The organism is Pseudomonas sp. S35, assembly GCF_009866765.1.
Lineage (GTDB): Bacteria > Pseudomonadota > Gammaproteobacteria > Pseudomonadales > Pseudomonadaceae > Aquipseudomonas.
The window spans coordinates 2,686,608-2,709,561 of sequence record NZ_CP019431.1 but is presented as its reverse complement, the minus strand read 5'-3'; the positions used below and the strand labels follow the sequence as shown (position 1 = coordinate 2,709,561).

Annotated in this window: 11 protein-coding genes; all 11 read right to left on the bottom strand. The window is 64.4% G+C overall.

The genetic code is table 11. The annotated features are described in order from the left end of the window. Window positions 1–36 precede the first annotated feature (36 nt). Complete coding sequence (locus PspS35_RS12275) at window positions 37–1,011, bottom strand: LysR family transcriptional regulator (protein WP_159934789.1); 975 nt, start codon at window positions 1,009–1,011, stop codon at window positions 37–39. A gap of 51 nt (window positions 1,012–1,062) precedes the next feature. Continuing rightward, window positions 1,063–2,004 carry a peptidylprolyl isomerase gene (locus tag PspS35_RS12270; protein ID WP_159934787.1) on the bottom strand — a complete coding sequence of 314 codons (942 nt, stop codon included), beginning with the start codon at window positions 2,002–2,004 and terminating at the stop codon, window positions 1,063–1,065. Beyond that, complete coding sequence (locus PspS35_RS12265; RefSeq protein WP_159934785.1) at window positions 2,001–2,462, bottom strand: YbjN domain-containing protein; 462 nt, start codon at window positions 2,460–2,462, stop codon at window positions 2,001–2,003. Before PspS35_RS12265 ends, PspS35_RS12270 begins: the two co-directional genes overlap by 4 nt. A gap of 17 nt (window positions 2,463–2,479) precedes the next feature. Beyond that, complete coding sequence (locus tag PspS35_RS12260; protein ID WP_159934783.1) at window positions 2,480–3,106, bottom strand: DNA repair protein; 627 nt, start codon at window positions 3,104–3,106, stop codon at window positions 2,480–2,482. An 18-nt stretch (window positions 3,107–3,124) separates the two neighbouring features. Next, window positions 3,125–4,825 (bottom strand): putative porin, encoded by a 1,701-nt coding sequence (locus PspS35_RS12255; RefSeq protein ID WP_159934781.1) that lies wholly within the window; start codon window positions 4,823–4,825, stop codon window positions 3,125–3,127. A 55-nt stretch (window positions 4,826–4,880) separates the two neighbouring features. Continuing rightward, entirely contained in the window at window positions 4,881–5,585 is a 705-nt protein-coding gene (locus PspS35_RS12250; RefSeq protein WP_159934779.1) for an energy transducer TonB, read from the bottom strand. 3 nt (window positions 5,586–5,588) lie between these two features. Next, window positions 5,589–6,014, bottom strand: coding sequence for a biopolymer transporter ExbD (locus PspS35_RS12245; protein WP_159934777.1), 426 nt, complete (start codon window positions 6,012–6,014; stop codon window positions 5,589–5,591). An 11-nt stretch (window positions 6,015–6,025) separates the two neighbouring features. After that, complete coding sequence (locus PspS35_RS12240) at window positions 6,026–7,825, bottom strand: MotA/TolQ/ExbB proton channel family protein (RefSeq protein WP_159934775.1); 1,800 nt, start codon at window positions 7,823–7,825, stop codon at window positions 6,026–6,028. A gap of 24 nt (window positions 7,826–7,849) precedes the next feature. Beyond that, on the bottom strand, window positions 7,850–9,433 hold the full coding sequence (locus PspS35_RS12235; RefSeq protein ID WP_159934773.1) for a ShlB/FhaC/HecB family hemolysin secretion/activation protein: 1,584 nt from the start codon (window positions 9,431–9,433) through the stop codon (window positions 7,850–7,852). 56 nt (window positions 9,434–9,489) lie between these two features. Further along, window positions 9,490–10,083, bottom strand: a complete 594-nt coding sequence (locus PspS35_RS12230) for a transposase (protein ID WP_159938035.1) — start codon at window positions 10,081–10,083, stop codon at window positions 9,490–9,492. 245 nt (window positions 10,084–10,328) lie between these two features. Then, entirely contained in the window at window positions 10,329–22,841 is a 12,513-nt protein-coding gene (locus tag PspS35_RS12225) for a filamentous hemagglutinin family protein (RefSeq protein WP_159934771.1), read from the bottom strand. Window positions 22,842–22,954 lie beyond the last annotated feature (113 nt).

Here is a 22,954-nt window from a genome sequence, read left to right as displayed (position 1 = left end):
CTGAACGGCGGCGGCCGGCCGCGCATCGCTGCGGCTTCAATCAAACCACTCGCGCCGCCCCTCGAACGTACCGACGATCAACTCAACGATCATCTGCACCGCCTCGGCATCCCGCACCTGGGCATTCACCGCCAGCCACACCTGGCGCTGCATGCTCTCGGTCAACAACCCCGGCAACGCCACCAACCCGCGGTCGAAGCTGCTCATGTAATGGGGCAGCAACCCGATGCAGGCACCGCAGCGGATCATCTCCAGCATCAGCGAATAGGCATGCACCTGCACCACGGCGGCCAGGCGCTGCTCCACCACCTGGTTCCATGGCTGCAAGGCAGCCACCTGTGCGTCGGGTTGCCATTGCACCAGCATGTAGTCAGCGAGGTCTTGCACACTGTCCGGGCGGGTGGCCAGGCGCGAATAGCGCTTGGCGATGTGCGGCAAATACTGCAGGCGTGCCAGGGCCCGGGGCGGCTCGGTGATGAAGCTCGGGCCGGGGGTCGGGCCGTCGCTGTCTGCCAACCACAGCACCACGTCCACCTCCACTGCTTGCAGGGACAGGTGGCTGTCGATGGAGATGATCTCCAGGCGCACGCTGGCGTTGCGGCGCAGCAAGGCGATCAGGTCACGGCCGAGGATGTCATGCAGGATCGGCTCAGCCACCGCCAGGCGGATCAGCGGCTGTTCCACCACCGGCAGGCGCCGCTCGTGGGCCAGGGCGATCAGTTGGGCCCGCAATTGCTGGCCGTCATGGCTGAGCACCAGGCCGTTGCCCTGGTAGCTGAACAACGCATGGCACAGGTGTTCTTCCAGTTGCGCCAGGCGTTTGCGCAGCAGCGTCGCCTTGACATTCAAGCTACGCGCCGCCTGCATGAAGCAGCCGCAACGCGCACTCACCAGAAAGTAGCGCGCCACCTGCGGGTCGATTTCATGGGCCAGGGCCAACCAATGGCTGCGCGGCTCGGCCGATGCAGCATAGGTGGCGCCCTGAACGCCGGACGGTTCCAGTAATGCCATGGGAGACTCCTTGTCTTATGGGCCAGTGCTTCCAATGCGGATTGACGGGTGTTACTCCAGCACCTTGTTCAACTCGGCGCCGTCAATGCTCAAGGTCGCCGTGTTGAGCATGCCTTCAAGGTAGGCCTTGGCGATCTGTTCCTGGCGCTGGGCACGCAAGGCCTGGGTCAAGCGTTCACGCAGTTCGTCGAGGGTCGCGGTGCGTGCCGGTTGCTGGCCGATCAGCTTGAGCACATGGAACCCGGCCGCGCTTTGTAGCGCGTCCGACACTGCCCCCACCTTGAGCCGCGCCACCGCGTTCCGCACCTCAGGAACCAGTTGCTGCAACGGCTGCATGCCCGAGTCGCCACCGCGCGCGGCGCTGTCCGGGTCCTGGGAAAACTGCGTGGCCAGGGCGGCAAAATCGGCCGGTGCGGCCTGGGCCTTGCGGCTCAGTTCCTGGGCCTGACGGCGCACCGCGTCGACACTTTGCGGGTCGTTCACCGCGAGGAAAATCTGGCTTACCCTATACAACGGCGGCGTTACCCATTGCGCTTTGCCGCTGTCGTAGGCCTGTTGCAGCTCAGTCGCGCTGGGGTAGTCGGCGGGTACTTGGCTGACCGACAGCATGTAGTCGCGAAACACAATCTGCTCGGTGGCGGCGCGGGTCTGCTGTTCCACTTCCGGGCGCTGGCGCCAGCCCTGGGCGTCGGCCTGCTCGAGCACGGCCTTTTGCGCCAGCCGCGAGCGAATCCAGGTTTCCAGGGCGCCACGGTTGCCGCGCAGTTGCTCGCGGGACTCGGCTGGCAGGCTGGCCAGTACGCTTTTCAGTTCCGGCAGGTCGATCTGCTGATTGCCCAAGCGCGCCACTGCCGTCCCGCTTGATGCCGGGCTGATCACCGCCGCCGGTTGCTGCGCCGCCACCGGGTCGCTGCCCGGTCGCAGGCTCAAGCCCACCGCCACCACCAGCAGGGCCAACGCACCCACGCCGACCATCAGCGTTGGCCTTTTCACAGGACCGGTGCCTCTTCGCCAACCGCGGCGGCCTGCAGTTGTGCAGCGTGCTGGCTGTACTCACGCAGGTAGACGATAAATTCCTGCAGCAGGCGGTCCCACAGCTCCAACTGACTGCGCAGGTGCGTGGCGCCGACGCCGGCCACCACCACGTCCATTTCCATCAGCAGGAACTCACCCTGCACCGACAACCGCGCAAAACGGCGCGAGGCGTTCCACACCTGGGCCAGGCCTTCCGGCAATTCGCCCTGCACCCGCAGCGCGCAGCTGTAGGTGAAGTCCACGTAGTTGCCCTGCTCTGCCGCCGGGTTGCCGAAGCGCACGGCGAAGCCGATGCCCTGGCTGGCGCTGAGCAACTGCACGATGCCATTTTGCTCGCTCTGGTTGACCCGGTAACCGGCTTCCTGCAACAGCTCGGTGAGGCTCTGGACGCTGACGCTGGTGATCAATTCGCTCATGGTGTCTTCCTTGTCTATCAGTGATTGGCGGTTGCCTGGGGCGCATCAAAACGGCTCTTGTACAAATCGTCGCCAAAACCCTGGGCCAGTTCCTCGAACTTGACCCGCGCGCTGCTGGCGAAAGGCTGGCGAATACTCATCACCTCGGCCACATCGATTTTTTCGTAGGCAGTGAGTAACTGCTGGGCCACGCCGTACATCTGTTGATTCTTGACTGAACATTGCTGCACTTGTGTGTCACGTTCGCTCAACTGCGCCTGCAATCGTGCCCGTTCGGTTTCCTTGCCCTTGGCCAGCACCAGCAACTCGTCGTAGGCCTTCTTGAACTTACCGATTTGCTCGTTGCTTGCGTTCACCTGGGCTTGTGCCTGGCTGTGCAGGCTCTGTTGCTGGCCGGCCAGTTGCTCGGCCATGCCACGGGTTTTTTCCAGCTCGGCGGCCAATTGCTTGATCTGTGCCTGGGCCTGCTTGGCCTGGTTTTCGGCGGCGATACGCGCAGCACTGGCCTGGGCCTGTTCGCTTTGCAGCGCCTGCAATTGCTGGGTCGTGCTGCGCAGTTGCGTGCGCAGGCGCTCCTCCATGCCTTCGGCCGAGGCACCGGTCGCTACCAGTAGCAGCAACAGCCCGCAGATTCGCGTGTTCATGTGGCATCTCCCTGCGCATCAAAAGCGCGTGTTGAGTTCCAGTTGCATCACATCGACTTCGAACGGCTGGCCATACACTTCGGAGGCACTCAACCAACGCGCACTCGCGTAGATATTCTTTTCGATGCCGTAGTTGGCGCCAATGAAGTACCCCTTGGCGTTGGTGCCGCCCAGGTGAAACGAGGAGTCGTTGAAGCCGTCGGGCAAGGCGTCGGGCTGGATGTACTTGTAGCCGGCCAACACGTTCCAGTCGCCGCGCTTGCGCATTTCCAGTGCACTGCCGAGGGTGAACGAGACCATCAAGGCATTGCCGCCACTTTCAAACTGGCCGTCGCTGTTGATGTTGTTGAGGATCTGGCCTTCGCTGCGCTGGAACATTTCGCCCTTGTCGTAGGCCAGGTTGTGGATGAAGTTGCCTTGGCTGCGCAGTTTCAAGTCGCTGGGCAACTCGCTGTCCCAGACGGCGTTGAGGTCCAGCACGTTGAACTTGGAGGCCAGGCCGACGTATTGCGGCTCCGGCGTGAGGCCGGGTGTGGCCGGGTTGGGGGTGATGTCACGCAGGTGGAACACGCTGTTGCCCTTTTGCATGAAGGCCACGCGCGAGCCGTCTGTGTCGCAGCCGGGCTGACCTTGCCACGGTTTGCAAGGGCTGGAACGCTCGCCTTCGATGTCCTGGAACTGGTAGTAGGCAGCGGCAAGCTTGAGTTTGTTGCTGCGGTTGATCTTCCAGTGCGCACCGATCTGCCCGCCAAACAACCATTTGGTGTCGCTGTCTTCCTTGTCCACACCGTTGCTGCTGGCAGTGTCGGAGGTGTACTCGACCGGGAACGCGCCAAGGGTGCCGAACAGGCCCCACTCGCTGTTGAGGCTGTGATTGAAAATCGCCGCCACGCCGTCGAAGTTGAGGTCGTTGGAATACATCATGTCGGTGGAATAGAACGGGTTGCCTATGCGCCCGCCCGTCAGTGTCACCGCGTCGGAGGCTTTCCAGCTCAGGTAACCCTGGTCGAGCCAGATGTCTTTCTTGCCGAAACCACCGCCCAGGGTCTGGGTGGTGGACACCGGGTTATTGTCCGAACCGGTACCCAGGCGAATACCGGCGGTCCATTCCGGCGAAATCACCGCTTTCATGCCCAGGCGGGCACGCAGGCGGAACAGGTTCTCACGGTCCTCACGGGTATTGAGCAACGGCGGGAAACGCGTATTGGTGCCAGGGTTGACGTCATACGGGCCCGAATCGTTGAGCTTGGCGTAGTCGGTGACGGTGTCGTCGTTCTTGCCCGAGAAGTACCGCGACTCGTCGCGCAAGCGGATATCGCCATCAAAACTCACCCGTGACACCCAGTCCGGGAAGGTGTTGGGCTGCGCCCAGTTTTCCTGCTTGGCGGTGGCCATGACTTCGGCCTTCACCTGGTCGCGGATCTGGTCACGCACCGCTTGCGGCACGTACTGCACCCGCACATCCCCAGGGGCCGCAGCCGGGCCGCTGGCAACCACCGGCGCCGCATTGGCCTGGCGTGCCTGCAAGGCTTCTTTTTCGGCCTGGGCGATCAAGCCGTTGGCCGTGTCCTGGGTCAGCACACCCTGCTGCACCAGCAGGCGGATCAGGTTGATGGTGACATTTTCCGAAGGGGCAACCGGGGCTGCCGCCGCCTGGCCGACCAGGGTCGCGATGACCATGCCAACCGCCAGGGTCAGTCGATTCACGGGGGAAATCATGTGTACGCAACTCCTGTAAAAAACCGTTGAAAAATGCAGTTGAAAACGTATGTGATCAATCTGGGCGTCGGCCCTTGAGGGACAGGCGGACCGGCATCGTCACCGAGGCCGGCACCCGTTGCGTGGCATGGGGCGCACGCAACGCGGCCAGGACCTGGGCATCGGTATCCGCGTCGCCGCTGGACTTCGCCAATTCGGCCCGTGTGACCGCGCCTTCGGCGTTCAACCACAAGTCCGCCTGCACCGTGTAAGCCTTCTTGCGTAACTGCGGGTCTTCGCGCAGCAGCCGTTGAAACACCCCGGCCAAGTACTGCTTGTACGTGCCTGAGCCGAGTCCACCGCCACCGGAGCCAGCCATGCCGCCGCCCTTGCCGGCACCGATATTGAAACCGTCGTTACCCGACTGGGCATCGCCATCGATCTGCATCGGGTTGGCCAAGTCATCGGCCGGTGAAGGCGGCGCTTGCTCGGCCGGCTTGACCTCTTCCGGTTCCGGGGTGGGCACCGGCTCAGGGATTTTTTCTTCCACTTGGGGTTCCGGTTCCTTGGGCTTTTCCGGGGGTGGCGGCGGCGGTGGCGGCAACGGAATAATCGTCGGCACCTTCGGCGCTTCGCGGCGTACGCCACTCATGTCATTGGCCCACTGCCATAAAAACCAGGCCGCCACGGCCGCCAGCAGCAGGCCGGCGCCCCACTTCAGCGGGCGCAATGGCAGGGTCTTTTTGACCGGCAACGGCGTGATCGGGATCTGTGCGGTCATGACTCAGCCCTGGCCCGGTTTGCCGGTGACCAGCCCGACCTGGGACAGCTCCAGCCGGCGCAGCAGGTCAAGCACTTCGATGACCTTCTGGTACTGCACCATAGCGTCGCCGCGCACGATCACCGGGAAGTCCGGGTTCAGCGCTTTCTCGATGCGCAGGCGTTCTTCCAGCTCGCCGAGGGTCACCGGGTAGGCATCCAGGAACACCTGGCCGCCATCGTTGACGGAGATCGCCTTGGTCTTGGCCTCCGACAACGACACCGAGGCGCTGGCCTTGGGCAGATGGATCTGGATGCCCGACACCTGGGCGGTGGCGGTGAGGATGAACATCACCAGCACCACCATCAGCACGTCCACCAAAGGCGTGATGTTGATGCTGTCGACCGCCGCATCATCGTCATCGTCGTGGGAGGTATTTACGGAAGCCATGGCGATTCTCCTCAGGCCGGAACCGATGCGTGATGTTCGCGGCGGTGCGCGGCTTCGCTGTGCTGGCTCTCGCCGTGCATCTCCGCCAGGCGGGTGATGAACTCGTCGACGAACACGCGCATGTCCGCGCTGACCTCCTTGTTACGCGTGATCAGGCGGTTGTAGCCAAACAGCGCCGGGATCGCGACGAACAAGCCCATGGCCGTGGCCAGCAAGGCCGCCGCCATGCCGGGGGCGATGGCGTTGATGTTGACGTCACCGGCCATGGCCGTGCCGAGGAACACCACCATGATCCCCAGCACCGTGCCGAGCAGGCCGATGTACGGGCCGCCGGCAATGGCGTTGGAGAGGGTCGAAAGTTTGGAACTGAGTGCCTGGTTCTCGCGGGTGCGCACGCCATCCATGGAACAGCGGATGGCTTCGATGGTGGCCGCCGACACCGATGAAGTATCAGCGCCTTGGGCACGGCGGGTGCGGATCTCCTTGACCGCCACCAAGTACAGGCGCCACAGCGAGGAATGGCTCAAGCGCTCACCCAGTGGCGCGTCGTCGGCGTACATCTCCAAGCGCGTGCCGATCTGCGCGAAGTGTTCGCGGAACACCTCGTTGGCACTGCTCACGCGGCTGACCTGGCGGTTCTTGCGCAGCATGATGACCCACGACTGGAACATCATCGCCACCAGGACCAGGATGATCACCCAAGCATCCACCGGCACGGCGTTGAGCAAAAAGCCGAGGCTGCCAAAGCCCATGCCGGACTGTTCTTCATCCACCCCGTAAGCCACCAGTTTCGACTCGGCCCCCTGGGCATTGGCATCGGCCAGCAACAGGGCGGCCGGGCGCGCCACTTTGGACAGGCGCAGCTCATCCATCGCACCGGCAAACGGCAAGTGCGTGCTGCCCGCTTGCGGCAGGTCGGCGCCGACGGCCAGTTGCGTGTTGAACGCGGGCAGGGCCACGGCAAGGCTGGCGGTTTCGCGACCATTGACATACAGCGCGACTTTTTCACCCTCTGCGGTGAACGCCAGGTGCTGCCATTGGCCGGGGTTCAGCGGCTGCGTCGAGACCGCACGCTGGCCGTCGACGTCCACAAACGGCATGCCCTGGTTCAAGCCCAGCAACAGGCTATGGGTGCCGTCGCGACGGGCCAGGACGATCTGTTCGCCACTGGCCTGGTCCAGGCGCAGCCAGGCGCTGGCGGTGAACGCACCGCCCGCGGCATGTTGCAGCGACGGGCTGGCGGGCAGCAGCAGCGGCTCGCCGGCGAACTGCAAGGCACGACCGATCACACCGTCGATGCTTGCGCCGGTGGCATTCAGCACGGTGTTGCCATAGGCGGTGGTGTCCCGTGGCGGCGTGGCATTGGCGCCGTCGAAGTGATAGAGCGCGGTGTAGTTGGGGTCAAACGTCAGTTGGCCGTTGGCGGTGGCCACGGCCTTCTGGTTGCCGTAGTACATCCACAGGTCCTGGCGCTGGCCGCCCTCGACCTTGGGCACATCGACCCAGATCAGCGCCATGCCCATCAGCGGGTCGAAGCTCTCGATCTGGTGGTTGAACACGGTCTTGTCATCGGCGCTGACAAAGCGCAGGTCGGCGCCGTCGTCCTTGACCCCATCAAAGGTGAAATTGCCGGTGTGCAGGCGCACCAGCAGCGCGGTGCGGCCCAGCGCCTGGTTGATGGCGGCGCCTTGGGCGGTGGTGTCTACCGAGATCTGTTTACGGTAGTGCCAGTCGTCTTGCCACCAGGCATGGGCGGTGGCCGGGAGCGCGAAGCCCAGGCAGATCAACAGGCTCAGAAATAGGCGTTGCATGGGTGAAGTCTCCGGAAGAAAAAGTCAGAACGTCGCCTGCACACTGAAGTGCAGTCGCGAATCCTGTTTCTGGGTGTTCGGTCCATCGAGCAGCGGGTAGCCCCAATCCAGGCTGCCAGACAACCACTTGCTCAAACTGGCGCGGGTGCCCAGGCCGACACTGGCCAGGCTGTATTCGTCTTCTTGCTCGGGCAGCGGGTCGTGCAGGCGCAGGCGCGCGCCTTCGGCGAACGCATAGAAGCGCCACTCCTGCACATAACTGCCGAGGAACTTGGCCAGGGACGGCGTGCGCAGTTCCTGGGACAGCAACACGCCCTCATCACCGGTACGTTCCGCCGCCAGGTAGCCGCGCACCGACGTGGCGCCACCGGCCGAATACTGTTCGTTGGACACCAGCGGCCCCGAGGCCAGCTGGAACGCGGCCTTGGACGCCGACTGCCAATCGTTGGCGAAGGTGTAGCTGTAATTCAGATCGCCCTTGAGCACCGCAAAACTGGCGCTGGCCTTGTAGCGCTTGTAGTCGAATTCTTCGGCGTCGCTGCCGTAGCCAAAGAAGGCGCGAGTACCGACGACCAGGTTCAAGCCCAAGCCCAACTGGGATTGCTCGGTGTAGCGATAGCCGTTGTAGCCGAGGGTGAACGGCGCGTACTTGAGCGGCACCTGATCGCTGCTCGCGCCGAATCTCATCTGCTCGTCGAAGTCTTTGAAATCGATACCGAACGAGAAGGAATTGGCCCAATTGCCAGCGGCCGGCAGGTTATAGATCGCCGACACCCCGTAGGAATGGCCCTTGCCCAACACGTTGCTGCCGCCGATGGTGGCGATGTTGCTGTCGGACTGGTAACCGGAGAACTGCAAGGTCCAGCGCTCATCCAGCGGCGCGCTGTAGGAGCCCGACCAGACCTTGGCGTTGTCGGTGTCCTGGGGCGCGGTAAAGAACGTCAGGGAGATGCTGTGGCCCAGTTGCCACAGGTTGTCGTAGCCCAGGCTGGCGACCGAACGCAGCTTCTCGGTGTCGGCGCTGTAATCGTTGTTCAGGCCAAGACTGGCGTGCCAGGGGTTCTGGTCCTCCACCTGCAGATCCACATCCATAGTGCCGGGGCGCTGGCCCTCGCGCACCAGCGGCGTGACCTGGCGCCCGGCACTGCGGTTGAGCCCGGCCAACTGGGTTTGCACGCTGGCAAAGTCCGGTACCGCGCCCTCCTCCAGGCCCGGTACTTGCTCGCGGATCTCCACCGGCGAGTAATGCTTGGCACCCACCACCCGCACCCGGCCGACCTTGGTTTCGCTGACCTGCAGGTAGACGATGCCGTCATCGACCTTCTGCTCCGGCAGCTCCACAAACACCGATTGGTAACCGCGTGCCTGGTAGATCTTCTGCAGCGCATCACGGGCGCCTTCGATATCGTCCAGGGTCTTTTGCGGGCCCAGGAACGGGTACACCGCCTCCTCGATCGTCGCCGCATCGAGCACGGTATTGCCGCGCACGAAATACTCATTGACGTCCACTTTGCGTGCCGGTGCCGCGTCCTCCGCCAACGCGGGTTGGGCCATGCCCCCCAGCGTCAAGCAGCACAGCACCAGCGTTGATTTGAACAGATGTTCCACACCGCCCCCTGACGTTCTAATGGTTTTCGCCGCCACCGACACGGCGTTCGGCCGGCTCAATTGCTGGCGATCGAGGTATTGCCGTGGCGTGCCAGCCAGGTGTGCAGCAAGGCGAAGTTCAACGAGAACTCCGGCATGTGCAGCAAGGCGCCACAAAACACGTCACCGACGATTTTCTGGATGAGTTGCACCGCACGCGGGTTGTTGAGCAGCGTGGCGATGTCACGGGTCAGCACGTGAATGCTCCAGACCTTCTGGTTCAGGTCCAGGCCAACGAACCAGCGGAACAGCAGGTTGTAGTTGAGCTGTTCGTGCAGTTGCTGTTCGCTGGGCACCGAATACAACAGTTGCAGCAGCAGGATCTGCAACACGGTCTGCGGTGCGATCAACATCGACGGTTCGGCCACCAGCCAGTCGCGGTGCTGGTCCAGCACGTCGTCGATCTGCGGGCGCAGCAATACCAGGGAATGGCCGGCGGGGATGTAGCTGGAGACTTCCTTCAACGCGCCCTGCCAATCGTCCTGGGAGACGATCCACACCCAGGGTGCGCCGTAGCGATAGACCGACACCGGCTTCTTGCGCGCGGCTTCGACGATCTTTGACAGGCGCTGGTCGAGCTCCTGCATGCCGACTTTTGAATAACGTTCCATAGATCCCATTGCCCCACTCCTGGCGTCCTGCTGGCGGCTTTGAAAACACCTGCGTGGTGTTCTTGAGCGCGTTACACAGGAGAGACGGGGGTGGGCGTTGGCTACCGAACTTTTGTCATGAAAGCTTCATTTTTCTGCTGTTTGGAGATCCAACGCGGGAGGGGGCAAGCCCCCCCAACATTTGAACATCGATAAAAAACGGGGCAATCAAAGATCGCCCCAAAGTCCAACGAGAGGTCCGTGATCTACAAACTGATCTGCTTGCGCTCCTCATCCGTCAACCGCGCCCGCGCCTGTTCGCTCAGCGGTCCCGCACCCAACACCTGCACCGGGCTGTTCGGGTTATACCCCGACGTTTTTTGCCCGTCTTCAGGCCCCCGCTGCACAGGCTCCGAACCAAAACTCAACACCTCCACGGTCACGATCGAGGCCCTGCCCTGCTTGGCCGCCGCCTGTTGACTGCGCGCTGCGTCTTCTGCCGCCTGGGACGCCGCCGCCCCCGCCGCGCTGGCCGAGCTCATCGCACCGGTGTTGACAGAGGCCGTCACGGGCACCCCGGACGACTTGCCCTGGGTCTGGATATTCGCCGCGTTCACCACCCGCAACGCCGCGATGTTGACGTTACCCGACACCCGAATCCCTGCCTCGCCCGCATCAATGGTGCCCAGCGGCGCGATCAGGTCGATGTCCCCCGCTGGCACTTGCGGGATCGGGTTCAGCGTGGCAATCCCCGCGCCGGTACTCGGCACCGACGGCGACAGGCTCACGTTGCCCCAGTTGTCATAGACGCGCTTGGGCGGCGTGTACACCACGGTGGTCTTGGAGCCGCGACCAGCGTTGATGTCTCCCTCGGCGGTCCAGCCCATGATCGAGCCGCCAAAGGTGGTCATGATGCGGCTCTGCCCCAGCAGGATGCTGCCCATGGAATACAGCTGAATATCACCGGCACCCTGGGTGATCACCCCCGCCGTGGACGGTGGCGCCGCGCCTTCGATGCCGAAGGTCTGGCCGCCGCCGGGGGTGAGCATCTGGATCGAGCCGCCGGCATTGGTGTGCACGCCCGAGCCGTTGAACAGGGTGATGTCGCCCAGGTAAGTGATCGGGTTACCGGCCACGTCCTTGGCCGGGAACAACGCCGCTATCGCCGCACGGCCACGCAGGTAGCTGCCCTCGCGCACGCCACCGTCCTGGTTGTACTCGCGGCCGGCAGCCTTGAGTTCAGCGAAATACACGTCACGGGCAAACACCCGCTGTTGCTCGGCGGGCAACGCGGCGTAATACGCCCGGGCCTGCTCGCTGTCGCCGGCAAACCCGAAGCGCTCGGCCAGCCAGGTGACCAGTTCGTCCTCGTAGGTCTTGGCCACCTTGGTGCCCTGCAAGGACTCGCCCACCTGTGCCTGGTTGAGCGGGTTCAGGTAGGTCTGGACGAACCGCTGGTAATCCGGCCCATTGGCGCCGACACCGGCTTGCATGACGATGCTCGCACCCGGGCGGTTATCGCCCGGCAACACCGCGCCGAGGCTGGTCACGCTGTGCTCGCCGCCCGTGCCTGTCAGCAGGATATTGCGCCCGGCCGACACTTCCAGCAGGCCAGGGCCGGCGACCTGGAAGTTGCTGTAGAGAATGTCGCGCCCGGCAGACACGATGGAGATGTCCTGAGTATTTTGGTGGATGAACAGATTGTCGCTTGGCGCCGCGACAGCAAAACCATCGGTGCCAAAGGTACGGCCACTGCTGACGATATCCCGCCCCGCCATCATCCGTACCGCGCCATTCCCTTCATACCAGGTCTCACCTTCATGCACTGCCCCGACACTCTTCTGGAACGTGATGATCCGACCACTGCTCACCCCGATCAGGTCGCCGTCCATCGCATAAAACCGCGCCGGTTCAGCACTGCGGACAGAGGACGCTGTGGTGCCAGCCCCGAATGCGAACAACGCCAGATTGCCCGCGTTGCCCGTGATCGACAGGTTGCTGGCAACCACGGCATTGCCAACACGGCCTTGATACGCAGGATTCCACGGCGTCGCCATCGCGCTGTTCGCCGTGCCGGACTGGCTGACAGGCATGCCGCCGGCGTAGATCGAGTCCTGGGCGAGGAACTGCAACTGGCCATCCTCGCCTGGCGCCAACAGCAAGGGGTAGCTGTAGGTGTTGTCACTGTTGACCTGCGCCTGCGCAGCTTTACCGTAATACAGACTGCCGCCCGCGGCGGTCGCCCTGAGGATGGACGGGTAGACCACCGCCAGGTCGACCGTCGCCTCGGAGCGGCTGAAGGGGGTGAGGTTGCCGCCCAGTGAAAACAGATCAATCGCCGTGTCTTGGGTCCACAGCGTAAACCAGCTTGCGCCGCTGCCGGGTTTTTCGGCTTGCACAAAAGGTGACGCGTGAGAGAGCTGTACCCGGCCCGGGTCTTCGACGTTCTGCACCACCAGGTCACCCAGGGTCTGCAGGTTGAAGGTGGCATCACCCGGCACCAGGGTCATGCCGCCGCGTGCAACGCCACGGGTCGCGACCAATGGGTCGAACGCTCGGGTCTCGCCAGGGCTTTGGCTGCGAGCAATACTGCCGTACAGCATGTCGACGCTGCCCACGCTGGCGCTGCGCAACTGCACATCACCGCGCAGGTTGACCAGCACACCATCGCGATGGTCCGCCGTTGCAGCCACGCTGGCCGGGTTCAGCGCACCACCGATGCGTACGCGCAAATCGCCGCCGCCGGTCAATTGCTGACTGCCATCGCTGGCGATCCGCCCCGTGCTGCCGACGGCCAGGACCAGGCCCTGGCTATGGGGGTTGGCCCCGGAGCCATTGAGGTCGTAACCCAAGGTATCCAGCACCCCGGCATCGCCGCCCACGTTCACGTCCAAGTTGCCGCCGCCGAGGGTGCCGAAGCCAGTGAAACCGAGCATTTTGTCTGCCGCAGTGGTGGCGGTGTAACTGCCAAAATTGATCCACCACGCGGTAGGTTGAGCTTGCCCGCCCGTGGCGACACCACCACTGCCCTGGCGCCACAGCCAGTTGCCGACCGCAGCCGAGTCCACCCCGGCATCCTGAGGGTTGGGGCGCGTGCGGCTGGAGGTAGTGCTGGTGATATTGCCGGTCAGGTCACCGCCGACATTCAGGGTCACATTGCCCCCCGCTTGCGGGTACCAAGCCCGGTAGCGACTGGTGGGTGAGCCGTTGACGAACTGTTCAAAGTAGCTGCCTGGATCGTTCAGCACGGCGCCCGACGGCTTCGCCTTGGGCAGGTTGTAAGGGTCGCCTGCGAAAGTGCCGGTCGAAGAAGTACCGGCGGTGTACACACCGTACAGCGAATCCATGCGCAAGCTGCCCGCGCTCAACAGTTCCAGGTCGCCGCTGCCGGTGCGGATCACACTGAAGCGTGTGCTCGAAGGCGTTGCTGCATATTCGGTCTTGCTCTGGGCCGCACAGTATTCGGGAGCGATGGCGCACACCTCTTCCACCGTAGGCAATTGCAGGCTGGCGAGGAACTCATTGGTGATCACCGCCCCCACGGGAATGATCACGCCGGACTGGTTCAACAGATCATCGGCCGCTTGCTGAGTCCACACGTAGGTGACTTTGATCGCGCAATACTCCGGCGCACCGGCACAGAAATCCTCAATCGACCCCAGGCTCAAATCATTGAGCAATTGCTGGTCGATAGGGTCGCCCTCTTTGATGTCCAAACCCGCCTCGGTCAACACCGCTACCGCTTCGGCGGTCCAGGTCTGGACGCCCTTGCTCGGCAATTCCTTGGCATACATGCCGTAGTGATTGTCCGCCAGGTGAATATCACCGCTGCGCGGGTGGGCTTGCAGCAAACGGCTGTCCGCCGCTTCGGTGTCGGCACCGGCCACCAGGCGCAACGACCACGACTGGGTGCCTTCGGCCAGCATCGGCGAAATGGCCCACACCTGACCGGCATCGCCGGACACCCCCACTCGCAACTGCACCGAATCCGCCCCGTTGGGCAACTTCACATCGGTGCCGGCGGGGATCAGCGCGCCCTTCGGCAAGTCCTTGCTGCCACTCAGTTGCACACTGTTGTTGGCCAGGTTCGCACCGTGCACCGTCGGCAGCGGCACGCCTTTGGGCCAGGTCATGTCTTGCAGGCGGGTGCCTTGGGTCAACAGTGTGCCGGCGCCCAGCTGGGTGCCCGCCACCAGGGTCTGCGCCTCACCGAGCAACGTACCGGCGACGAACAACAGGTTGCCACCGGCATCGCGTACGTCAGCCGCCAATACACTGCCTGCCGGCAGCACCACGTCTTGGCCCAATGTCGCGGCCACCGGCAAACGGGTGCCGGCGGCGACCGTCAGGCCCTTGATCGGCAAGTCGTAGTTCAACGTACTGCCCGCCGGGAAGGCTGTGCCGTCCGCCAGGGTCACGCCATTGCCCGGCACCACGATGGTGCCGCCGCTGAAGTCCACACCGGGCAGCAGCACCCAGCCCTTGTCATCCTCGGACACCGGCGGTTTGGCGAAGCCATCGTTGATACTGCCGTAGATATTCAGGTCACCGCCGGCGCGCAGGGTCAGGCTGCCGGACTCACCGGAGCCGTAGACAGTGTCTTGCTTCTGGCTATTGGGATTGAGGCTGGCATAGCGATAACCGGACAAGTCCAGGTCACCCTGCACCACCAGGTCGCCGTCAGCGGTCTTGCTGACGATTTGCACACCGGGGCGCAAGTGGAAGGCGTCGGCGTAGGTGGCGTTGTTCAAACCGGCGAGTTTGTTCTGCGTCAGGTGTGTGTTGAGCAAGGCGGCATCGATGAAATCGCCGGCCAGCTTGTGTTTCTTATCCAGATAATCCTGGTTGATCTCCTGATACGGCCTGCCACTGGCGGTCGGATCGTTTTTTTCGGGGGCATCGTCATAGGTCGCCATGCCGTTGAGGGTGATCGAACGCGCGCCCTCAATGGTCAAGCGTCCGCTGGCGTCGATCGCCACGTCATTGCCTGCCAACCGGGGGGCGTTCAGTTCCAAAGTGCCGCGATTGCGTGCGTCATTGCCGACAGCCGCGCCGGTACCGTGGCGCAGGTCGATGCGCACGCCATCGGCGAGGGTCAACTGGCCGCTGCCGGAGCCCAGCACCACCATTGCGCGGTTCGGCGAGTCGATGATCTTGCCGTAGCTGTCCACCCGCAGCTTGCTGCCGTGGGCGTCGAGCACTGCGGTGCTGTCCAGGGTCAGGCCGTTTTTGCCGGCCAGGTTGATGCTGCCCACGCGTTCGCCGCTGGCGTCCACCAGGCCGGTCACGCGCAGGCTGCCGTTGTCCACCGACACGCTGACAGTGCTGGCCTTGAGCCCGTCGCCGATGGTCAGGTCGCCCTGCTTGAGCTGGAAGCTGCGCGCGCCGAACACTTCGCCTTGGTTCAAGCGCTGGTTGAGGTCGGCAAACTGCTGGTCCAGGGAGCCGCTGCTGCCCAAGCGCTGCGCCTGGATCTCCACGGTACCGGCCGGCTGCGGCAACGAGGTGCCGCCCGCATTGTAGTCACCACTGCTGCTGCCGAGGATCTTGCCTTGCAGGTCAACGATCCCGCCCGCTGCATCCGTCGCCACCGCACGCAACTTGCCGGCCTGGTTGTGCTTGGCGGACAGGTCGATGGTCGAGCCCGCCGCTTGCAGGATATTGCCACTGCGGCTGTCGAGCAGCACATCGCCGCCCCAACCGTATTGGGTCACATCGTTGAAGGTGATCCCACGACCGGCTACATCGATCAGCGCGTCGTCGGTCAACACCACGTCGCCCCGGGCATTGAGGCTGACGTTGCCGCTGGGCAACACCACCGCACTGGCCACACGGAGGCTGTCGCCTTGCAGGGACAGCTTAGCGCCCTGGCCGCTGGCGCTGCCACGGGGGCCTGCCGAAGCGCCGATATCGATCGCGCCGCCGGCCTTGATCGTGTTCACAGAGCCGGCCTCACCGGTCATCAGCGGGGTGCGAATGGTCAGGTTGCCGCCGCTGTACTGGAAGCCGCTGACCGGGTCATAGGCGCCCTGGCGCTGGTACACCGACAGGCTGCCCTTGTGGTTGGCGGTGATGCGCTCGCTGGCATTGAGGTTGACGTTGGCAAAGCCCAGGGCCAGGCGGTCGAAGCTTTTTACATTGCTCGGCTGGCCGAATTCGCCATAACCAAACTCGATGCGTTCGGCATTGATATCGAGGCGCCCGCTGCCGGTGCCTGCGCCGCCCGTCACCACCGCGCCGGGGGCGTTGGTCGCGCCCAGCCAGATCAGGTTGGCGGTGTGAATGCTCGCCACATCGCTGGCACCACCGGCGCCGTACATGGCCGGGGTGGACAGCATCAGGTTGCTCAGCAGCGACTTGCCGGTCAGCGGGTCATAGGTGTCGAGGCTGGCGCTGCCATAGAAGTTAAACCCGTCACGCGCCGACAACTGCAGGGTCTCCAGGGCCGGTGCGCCTAGTTGCGTATCGCCGCGCAGCAGGCGGTCGAGCAGCGCCTGGTTCAGGGTCAGGCCGGCGGGCAAGCGGTTGGCGGCGGCTGCGGCGGCGAGGGCATCGACGCTGCCCAGGTTGATGGTGCTCACGCCCAGGTTGAGGTGACGGGTGCCATAGCGCACCTGGTCGCCGAGTTGGAAGTTGCTGTCGGTCAGGGCCACGATGCTGCCATCGGCATACAAGCCGGTCTGGCCGGTGCAGGCGCTGCTGCAGGCGCCAATGTTGATACCACCGCTGATCACGCCAGCGGGCTGGATGGCACCGACCACGTTGAGCAACCCGTTGGACACCGCGAGCATATTGGCAACCTGGTAGATAAAACCGTCGCGCGCATCGTAGCTGGCGGTGCCCTGCCCCAAGGTATTGATCCAAGCGCCCTGCTCGACCACGATTGCGCCGGTGTTGCTCACCAGGAACACTTCGGGTGCGGCCAGCGTGGCGCCTGCACGCAGGGTCACACTGCTGTTGGCGGCATTCACACCCGATGCCAGGCCGATGAAGTTACCCGACTGGCCATACTCCACCGCTGTCAAGCCACCCACCATCAGCCTTGAGGCACCGATGGCATTGAGGGTGTCGGCTTTAAGGGTGATGCCGGAAAAGCCGGCGGTCGCCGAGGCGTCAGCGGCGACCACTTCGATACCCAGGTGGCTTGAATCCAACACCGCGACCGTACCGCCATACCCGCCTGTCGCGGCATCAAAACGGCCGATACCTTCGAACGAGAATGCATCGGCGCCCTGGCCGGGGCGCAGTGCCAGTTTCAGGGTCTTGGCGTCGACTTCCAGCAGTGGGCGCGGCACGCCCAACCTGGCCGCGTCGGCTTTGGCGAACTGGGCGTAACTGGTTTCGTTGTATTGGGAATAACGGCGCAGGGTGTCCGCCGAGGTCAGGATCAACTGGCTGGCGATGCTGTTGCGGATCCCGGTGTGGGCAATCGACAGCTGCCCGGCCGTCGACCACGAGCCATTGCGCATCAAGGTGGTCGCGGCGTCGCTGCCGAGCCCGGCCAAGCCATTGATCTCCACGCGAAAGGCGCCGGGCATCAAGGCATACGTCGACGGCATCAAGGTGTAGGTGCCCGCCGGCAACCCCGGCACACCCGCGCCAATGGTCACCTGTTGACCAACCAGCGGCGCCACGGCACCGCCCTCGGCGGCCACTGGCGCCGCGCCAGGTTGCACGCCGGGTACGATGGCGTAGATCGGGTTGGTGGACAGCCCCGGCAGCACAAACCCGCCGCTGGCGCCAAATTGCACCAGCGGGTTGTAACGCGCATCCGTGGAACCGCCGCGCCCGGAAACAAAACCGGCGCCGAGCAACTCGCCACCGCCCGACAGGTCCAGGATGGCATCGGGCTGCACCGCAACCGACTGGCCACCCAGAATGACGCCGACGCTCAAGTCGCTGTTGGCATTGGCCAGTCCGCCCTGGCCAAGGAAGGTCACGGTCTTGCCGTTGTAGGTGTAGACCTGCCCGTCCAGCGTGCCGCCATACGGCAACACCAGCCCCCTGCCACTCACCGACGTGACGCTACCCGGCAGCAATTGCACCAGGCTGCTGCCCATGCTGCCGATATCGATCAGGCCCAGGGGCGCGCGCACCACGCCGCCTTGCTTGACGGTGGCAGCGCCCAATTGCAGGCGCCCGAATGCCGAATACGGCAGGGGCGCATCCGTGCTGCCGACGCGGCCAATCGTCAATGTGCGCAACGAATCAAAGTCCAGGCCCAGATTCAGCGTCGTTGATTCGCCAAGGTAGCCAGCGATCACTCGGGCACTGACGTCCGAGCTCGGGTACACCTGCGCCGCCCGCAGGGTCATGTCGCCCTGGGTCAGTAACTGGGTGCTGACCCCGGTGATGATGTCGTTTGCGGAGGCACCGACCAGAAAGCGCAGATCGCCCTGGCTGGTCAGGTTGACCTGATCGAAGCCACGGCGCTCAAGGCTCGCCAGGCTATTGTCGGCGCTGTACAGGCTGCTGCGATTACCGAATATCACGTTGCCGCGCACTTCCACCAGGTTGCCGTCGGCATTGAACTGCGCCTCGGTTGCGCGCTGGGACGGCGCCGGCAGCACCGGCACCGGGCGCACGTACAAATCCTTGCCGGTCTCGGGCGGCGCGAGGTAGCCCGCCAGCAACAGGTGCGGCGCCTTCAGGTTGATACGGGCGTTGGCCGGGGCGTTTTCGCTGAGCCCATAGCCACGGCTGTAAAGGCGCAGGCTCTGGCCCATGTCCAGGTTCACATCGCCGTCAAAGCTCAGCAGGCCATTGCTCAACAGCGCGAGGTTATCGAAGCCGCCGGCAGTGACTTGGTCCACACCCAGTCGACCATGCCCGTACTCCAGGCTGTCGCCCGACGCGGTCGGCTGATGCACCTGGCTCACGACCACGTCACGGACCTTGAGCACCCGGTCCGTAACGCCCGCCCTCTGATAATAGGGGCTCTCCAGCACCAGGTTGAGGCTACCGCCCGCCGCGCCAACGCCACCGGCCCTGGCGACCAGGCTGCCGTCCAGGTACAGGCCATTGTTTGAGGCCAGGCTGATGCTGCCGCCGTTGCTGGCGACCGTCACTGCGCCCTGCCCTGGCACATTCAACAAGGCCTGGGTGCCGGACGCATCCAGGCGCGCACCGTCGCGCACCACCACGAACAGGTCGCTGGCCGTCGTCAGGCCGGTGTTCAGGTCCAGGGTGCCGCCAATGTTGATCGTACCGCCGTTGCGCACCACGCCGTAGGTGCGCCCGCGGTAGTCCACCGCCGTGGCCGCCCGCGCCGCCACGTCGATCAATGCCTGTTCGCCAATCCAGATCGAGCGGTCATGGCCGATGGCATTGACCGCCTCCGACGCGCCAGTGGTCACGCCGCCCAAGGTGACGCTGCCGCCCCAGGCATTGAGCGCACCGTCCAGGGTCAATTGACCGATGCTGTGCAGTTGAATGGCCTGGCCGGGGTCGACGTTGATTACCGCGCCGTGGCCCACCGTCAGGGCCGTGGTCGCCAGGTCCGCAGCACTGGCGTAGACCGTGCCGGCGGTGAGGCTCAAGCCGGCGCCACGGCGCTGGGTCAGCACGCCCTTGGTCGCGTCCTCCTGATACAGCGGCGGCGTCCATTGCTCCAGGGCCGTGGCGGGGTCGCTGCCCGTCGGCAGCGTGGACGCTTGCGCGCCCACGCGATAGGTCGGCAGGCTGACATCGACCTGGGTGCCATCGGTGACGATCAGCCCTTCGTTGCCGGTGATGTCGTAGGCCGAGAAGCCCTTGTTGAAAAAGTCGCCGCCCAGTTGCAGGGTGTCGCTGTCCACCGCACCCGCACTGTTGCCGATCTGCACCTTGCGTGCCTGCAAGGCCAGGGTGCCGCCGCCGTTCACGCCGTAGCCGCGCACCGCGCCGTCCAGGCTCAGCGCACCGAGGGCGCCCAGCGTCACACTGCCGCCCTTGCCGCCGGAGAGTTTGCCGTCTACCCCAAGGGTCGCGCCGGAGGACACATCTACCCCGCTGCCGGCCGCCAGGTTGACGTTGTTCGAACTGCGCAACGACACCTTGCCGCCGTTGACATACGCAACGCCAGTGCTGTTGGCCGAGTCGAGCAGCAGGTTGTTCCAGCGACCACGGGCATCGAGCTTGACGCCGGCGGCGACATTCACGCTCGAACCACCGGCCAGGGTCGTGTCCTCGACCGCCCCGGCCTTGAGCGGGTTGACCTGGCTGAGAATGTTGCCGGCATTGATGCTGCCACCCTGGGCCGTGAGGTTGGCATTGATATCAACCCTCGGCCCGAACAGGGTGATGTCGCCGCCGTCGGCCACGCCGAGCGCGCCATTGACGGTCACCTGCTGCCGGGCCGCGACCTTGATCGCACCCAGCGGGTTGCCACTGAGCTGCCCGCTGTCGAGCAGGATCTTGCCCTGGCGGTCCTGGGGCAACGCGGTAGCGAGGTCCAGGCCATCGGCGATTTTTTCCAGGTTGCCGTCGAGCGACACCTCGTCGGCGTTCGCCCCCAAGGCATAGCGCAACGTGCCGGTGGTCTTGTTATAGACCGGCGTGTACTGGCCAATGATCAACTGCGCGAGCTGGGCCATCGCCTTCTGGGACTGCTGGTAACCGTCGAGGTTGATGTTCGGTGCCTGGGTCTGGCGATCACCCTGGAACACCGCGCTGATCATCTGGCCTTCCAGCACCGCGCTGGCGGTGCTGACCACCAGCTTGCCGGCGTCACGCCCCACGGTATAACCGGCCTCTTTACGGCCCTGTGGAGCGATCAACGGGTTGTAGTAATACTCGGTCTGGCCCCAGCGGACGCTGGTGTCTTCATAGCCCTTGTAGATCCCTGAATAAAGAATGTCGCCCGCAGCCTTGGACAACTCGTACAACCGCCGATCCGGGCCCTTGAGCCAGGTTTGCCGGATATAGCCGCCTTGCACATCCACGGTGCCGCCCGACAGGTTGATCTGTGCACCCTGCTGGGTCACCACGTCCTTGCCGGTAAAGGTCACGGTGCCACCCTGGGCCATCCATTCACCCACCGAATGGCCCTGGGTGCCGAGATAGCCGCCGACTTCCAGCAGGCCACCGGCGGTGTACCAGCGATCGGTGGCGTAGCCGTTGGTACCGGCGGGCACAAACACCAGGTCGCGCAAATCCACCCACACGTCATTGTTGATCAGTTGCCCATTGTCGCGGTTGACCGGCGCATCCCGCTGCTCGTTGCCCTGCACATTGATCTTGATGTTGTTGGCTTCCATCGACACCTTGACGCCCACGGCGCCCGATACATCGATCATCGCACCATCGCGCACCAGGCTGCGCTGGCCGGCGCTGACCGCCACCTGGCCGCCGGTGGCGAGGGTGATCGAGCCTTTCTGGAAGTCCACGGTGGCGCCACTGACGATCTCGATGCGTGACTGGTCCGTGCGGTCGGCCACGGCGCTGAGGTGGTTGAACTGCCCCGTGACCAGGTTGGCGGGCGTGCCGTCGAGCTTGATCAGGCCGTTGTCTTTCTGGCTGTTGAGCGCGGTGCTGCCGCTGGCGTCCAACAGGATCGCGGTGGTGCTGCCCTCGCCCAGGGTGATGCTGCCCGTGGTGTCGCTGGCCGAATTGAGCAAGTGAATGGAGCCGCGGGTGTCCACCGAGGTGCTGGCCAAGGCCACGCCGTTTTGCTGCACCTGGTGCCCGGTCAGGGTGACGTCGCCGGTGGAGGCCATGATCAAGCCATTGTTGATCACCGTTCCCGCCGTGCTGCCGGCTATCAGGCTGGTGGCGACTTCATTGCCACGGGTGGTGGACCGCTCGTTGCCCGCCGTGCCCACCCCTTTGCGGATGTAAAAACTGTCGCCGGCCGCCAGGGTGGTCTGGCCCTTGGCGGTGATAAGGGTGCCGGCGTTTTCCACTTCGCTGCCGAGCAGCAAGGCATAGCCGCCCGCGTCGGTGGAGGTGGCGGCGGTGTGGGTCTGGATCAACGCGCCGCGCTGTACCTCGACCTTGCCCGCCGCGTTGGTGAAGGTCGGTTGCGTGCCATTGGTGTCGACATAGAGGCCGCGTTGGGTGAACTGTTCATCGGTAAGGGTTGCGGCGGCCGCCACCAGGTTGCGCACATTGACCTGGCTGGTGCCGCTGAAGACCACGCCATTGCGGTTCATGATCATCACCGTGCCGGCGCCCTGGATCTGGCCCTGGATCTGGCTGGGGCGTGCCTCAGGGTCATTGACGCGGTTGAGCACCGCCCAGGTCGACTGCTGCTGGAAATCCACCGTGGTGTTGCGCCCGACGTTGAAAGTCTCCCAATTGAGGATCGCCTTGTCGGCGGTCTGCTCGATACTCACCGTGGTCTTGCCACCCGCCTGGGTCTGGGTCGGCGCCTTGGCGTTGGTCCAGCCCTGGGTCAGGCTGTTGTCCACCTGCAGGCCGCCCTTGCCGAGGCCATCGGGAACCGTCGAGACCTGACCAAACGCCGCCTGCCGCCCGGCCGCCTGCGCCGCCTGTTGCGCCGCAATGGCCGCGACCGTGGTGTTCAGCGTGCTGATGGAGCGCGCCAACTGCTGGTTGACCCGCGCCTGCTGGTTCAACGTCGGCACCGACGGCACCTGCCCCGCATTGATCCGGGCCGCCGTCGTCGCCTGGCTTGCCCCTTTGGCCGCGAACCAGGCCGGGCTGAACGCCGTCGCCGCATGGGCATTGCCCGCCATCACCAACAAGGCAATGACCTGGGCCAGGGGCTTGAGGCGCAACACCGTCTGGGCGTGCGAGCCGTGGGCATTCAGCTTGAGCGTGGGTGTGCAGCGGACCATCGGGAATCTTCCTTCTTTGTAATCGCCAGGAGCAGGACAGGCTCACGTATGAGAGTTAGGCGGTTGGCGAGGGGCGGGACTGAACTTCTGTCATGCAAAGTTCATAAAGGACT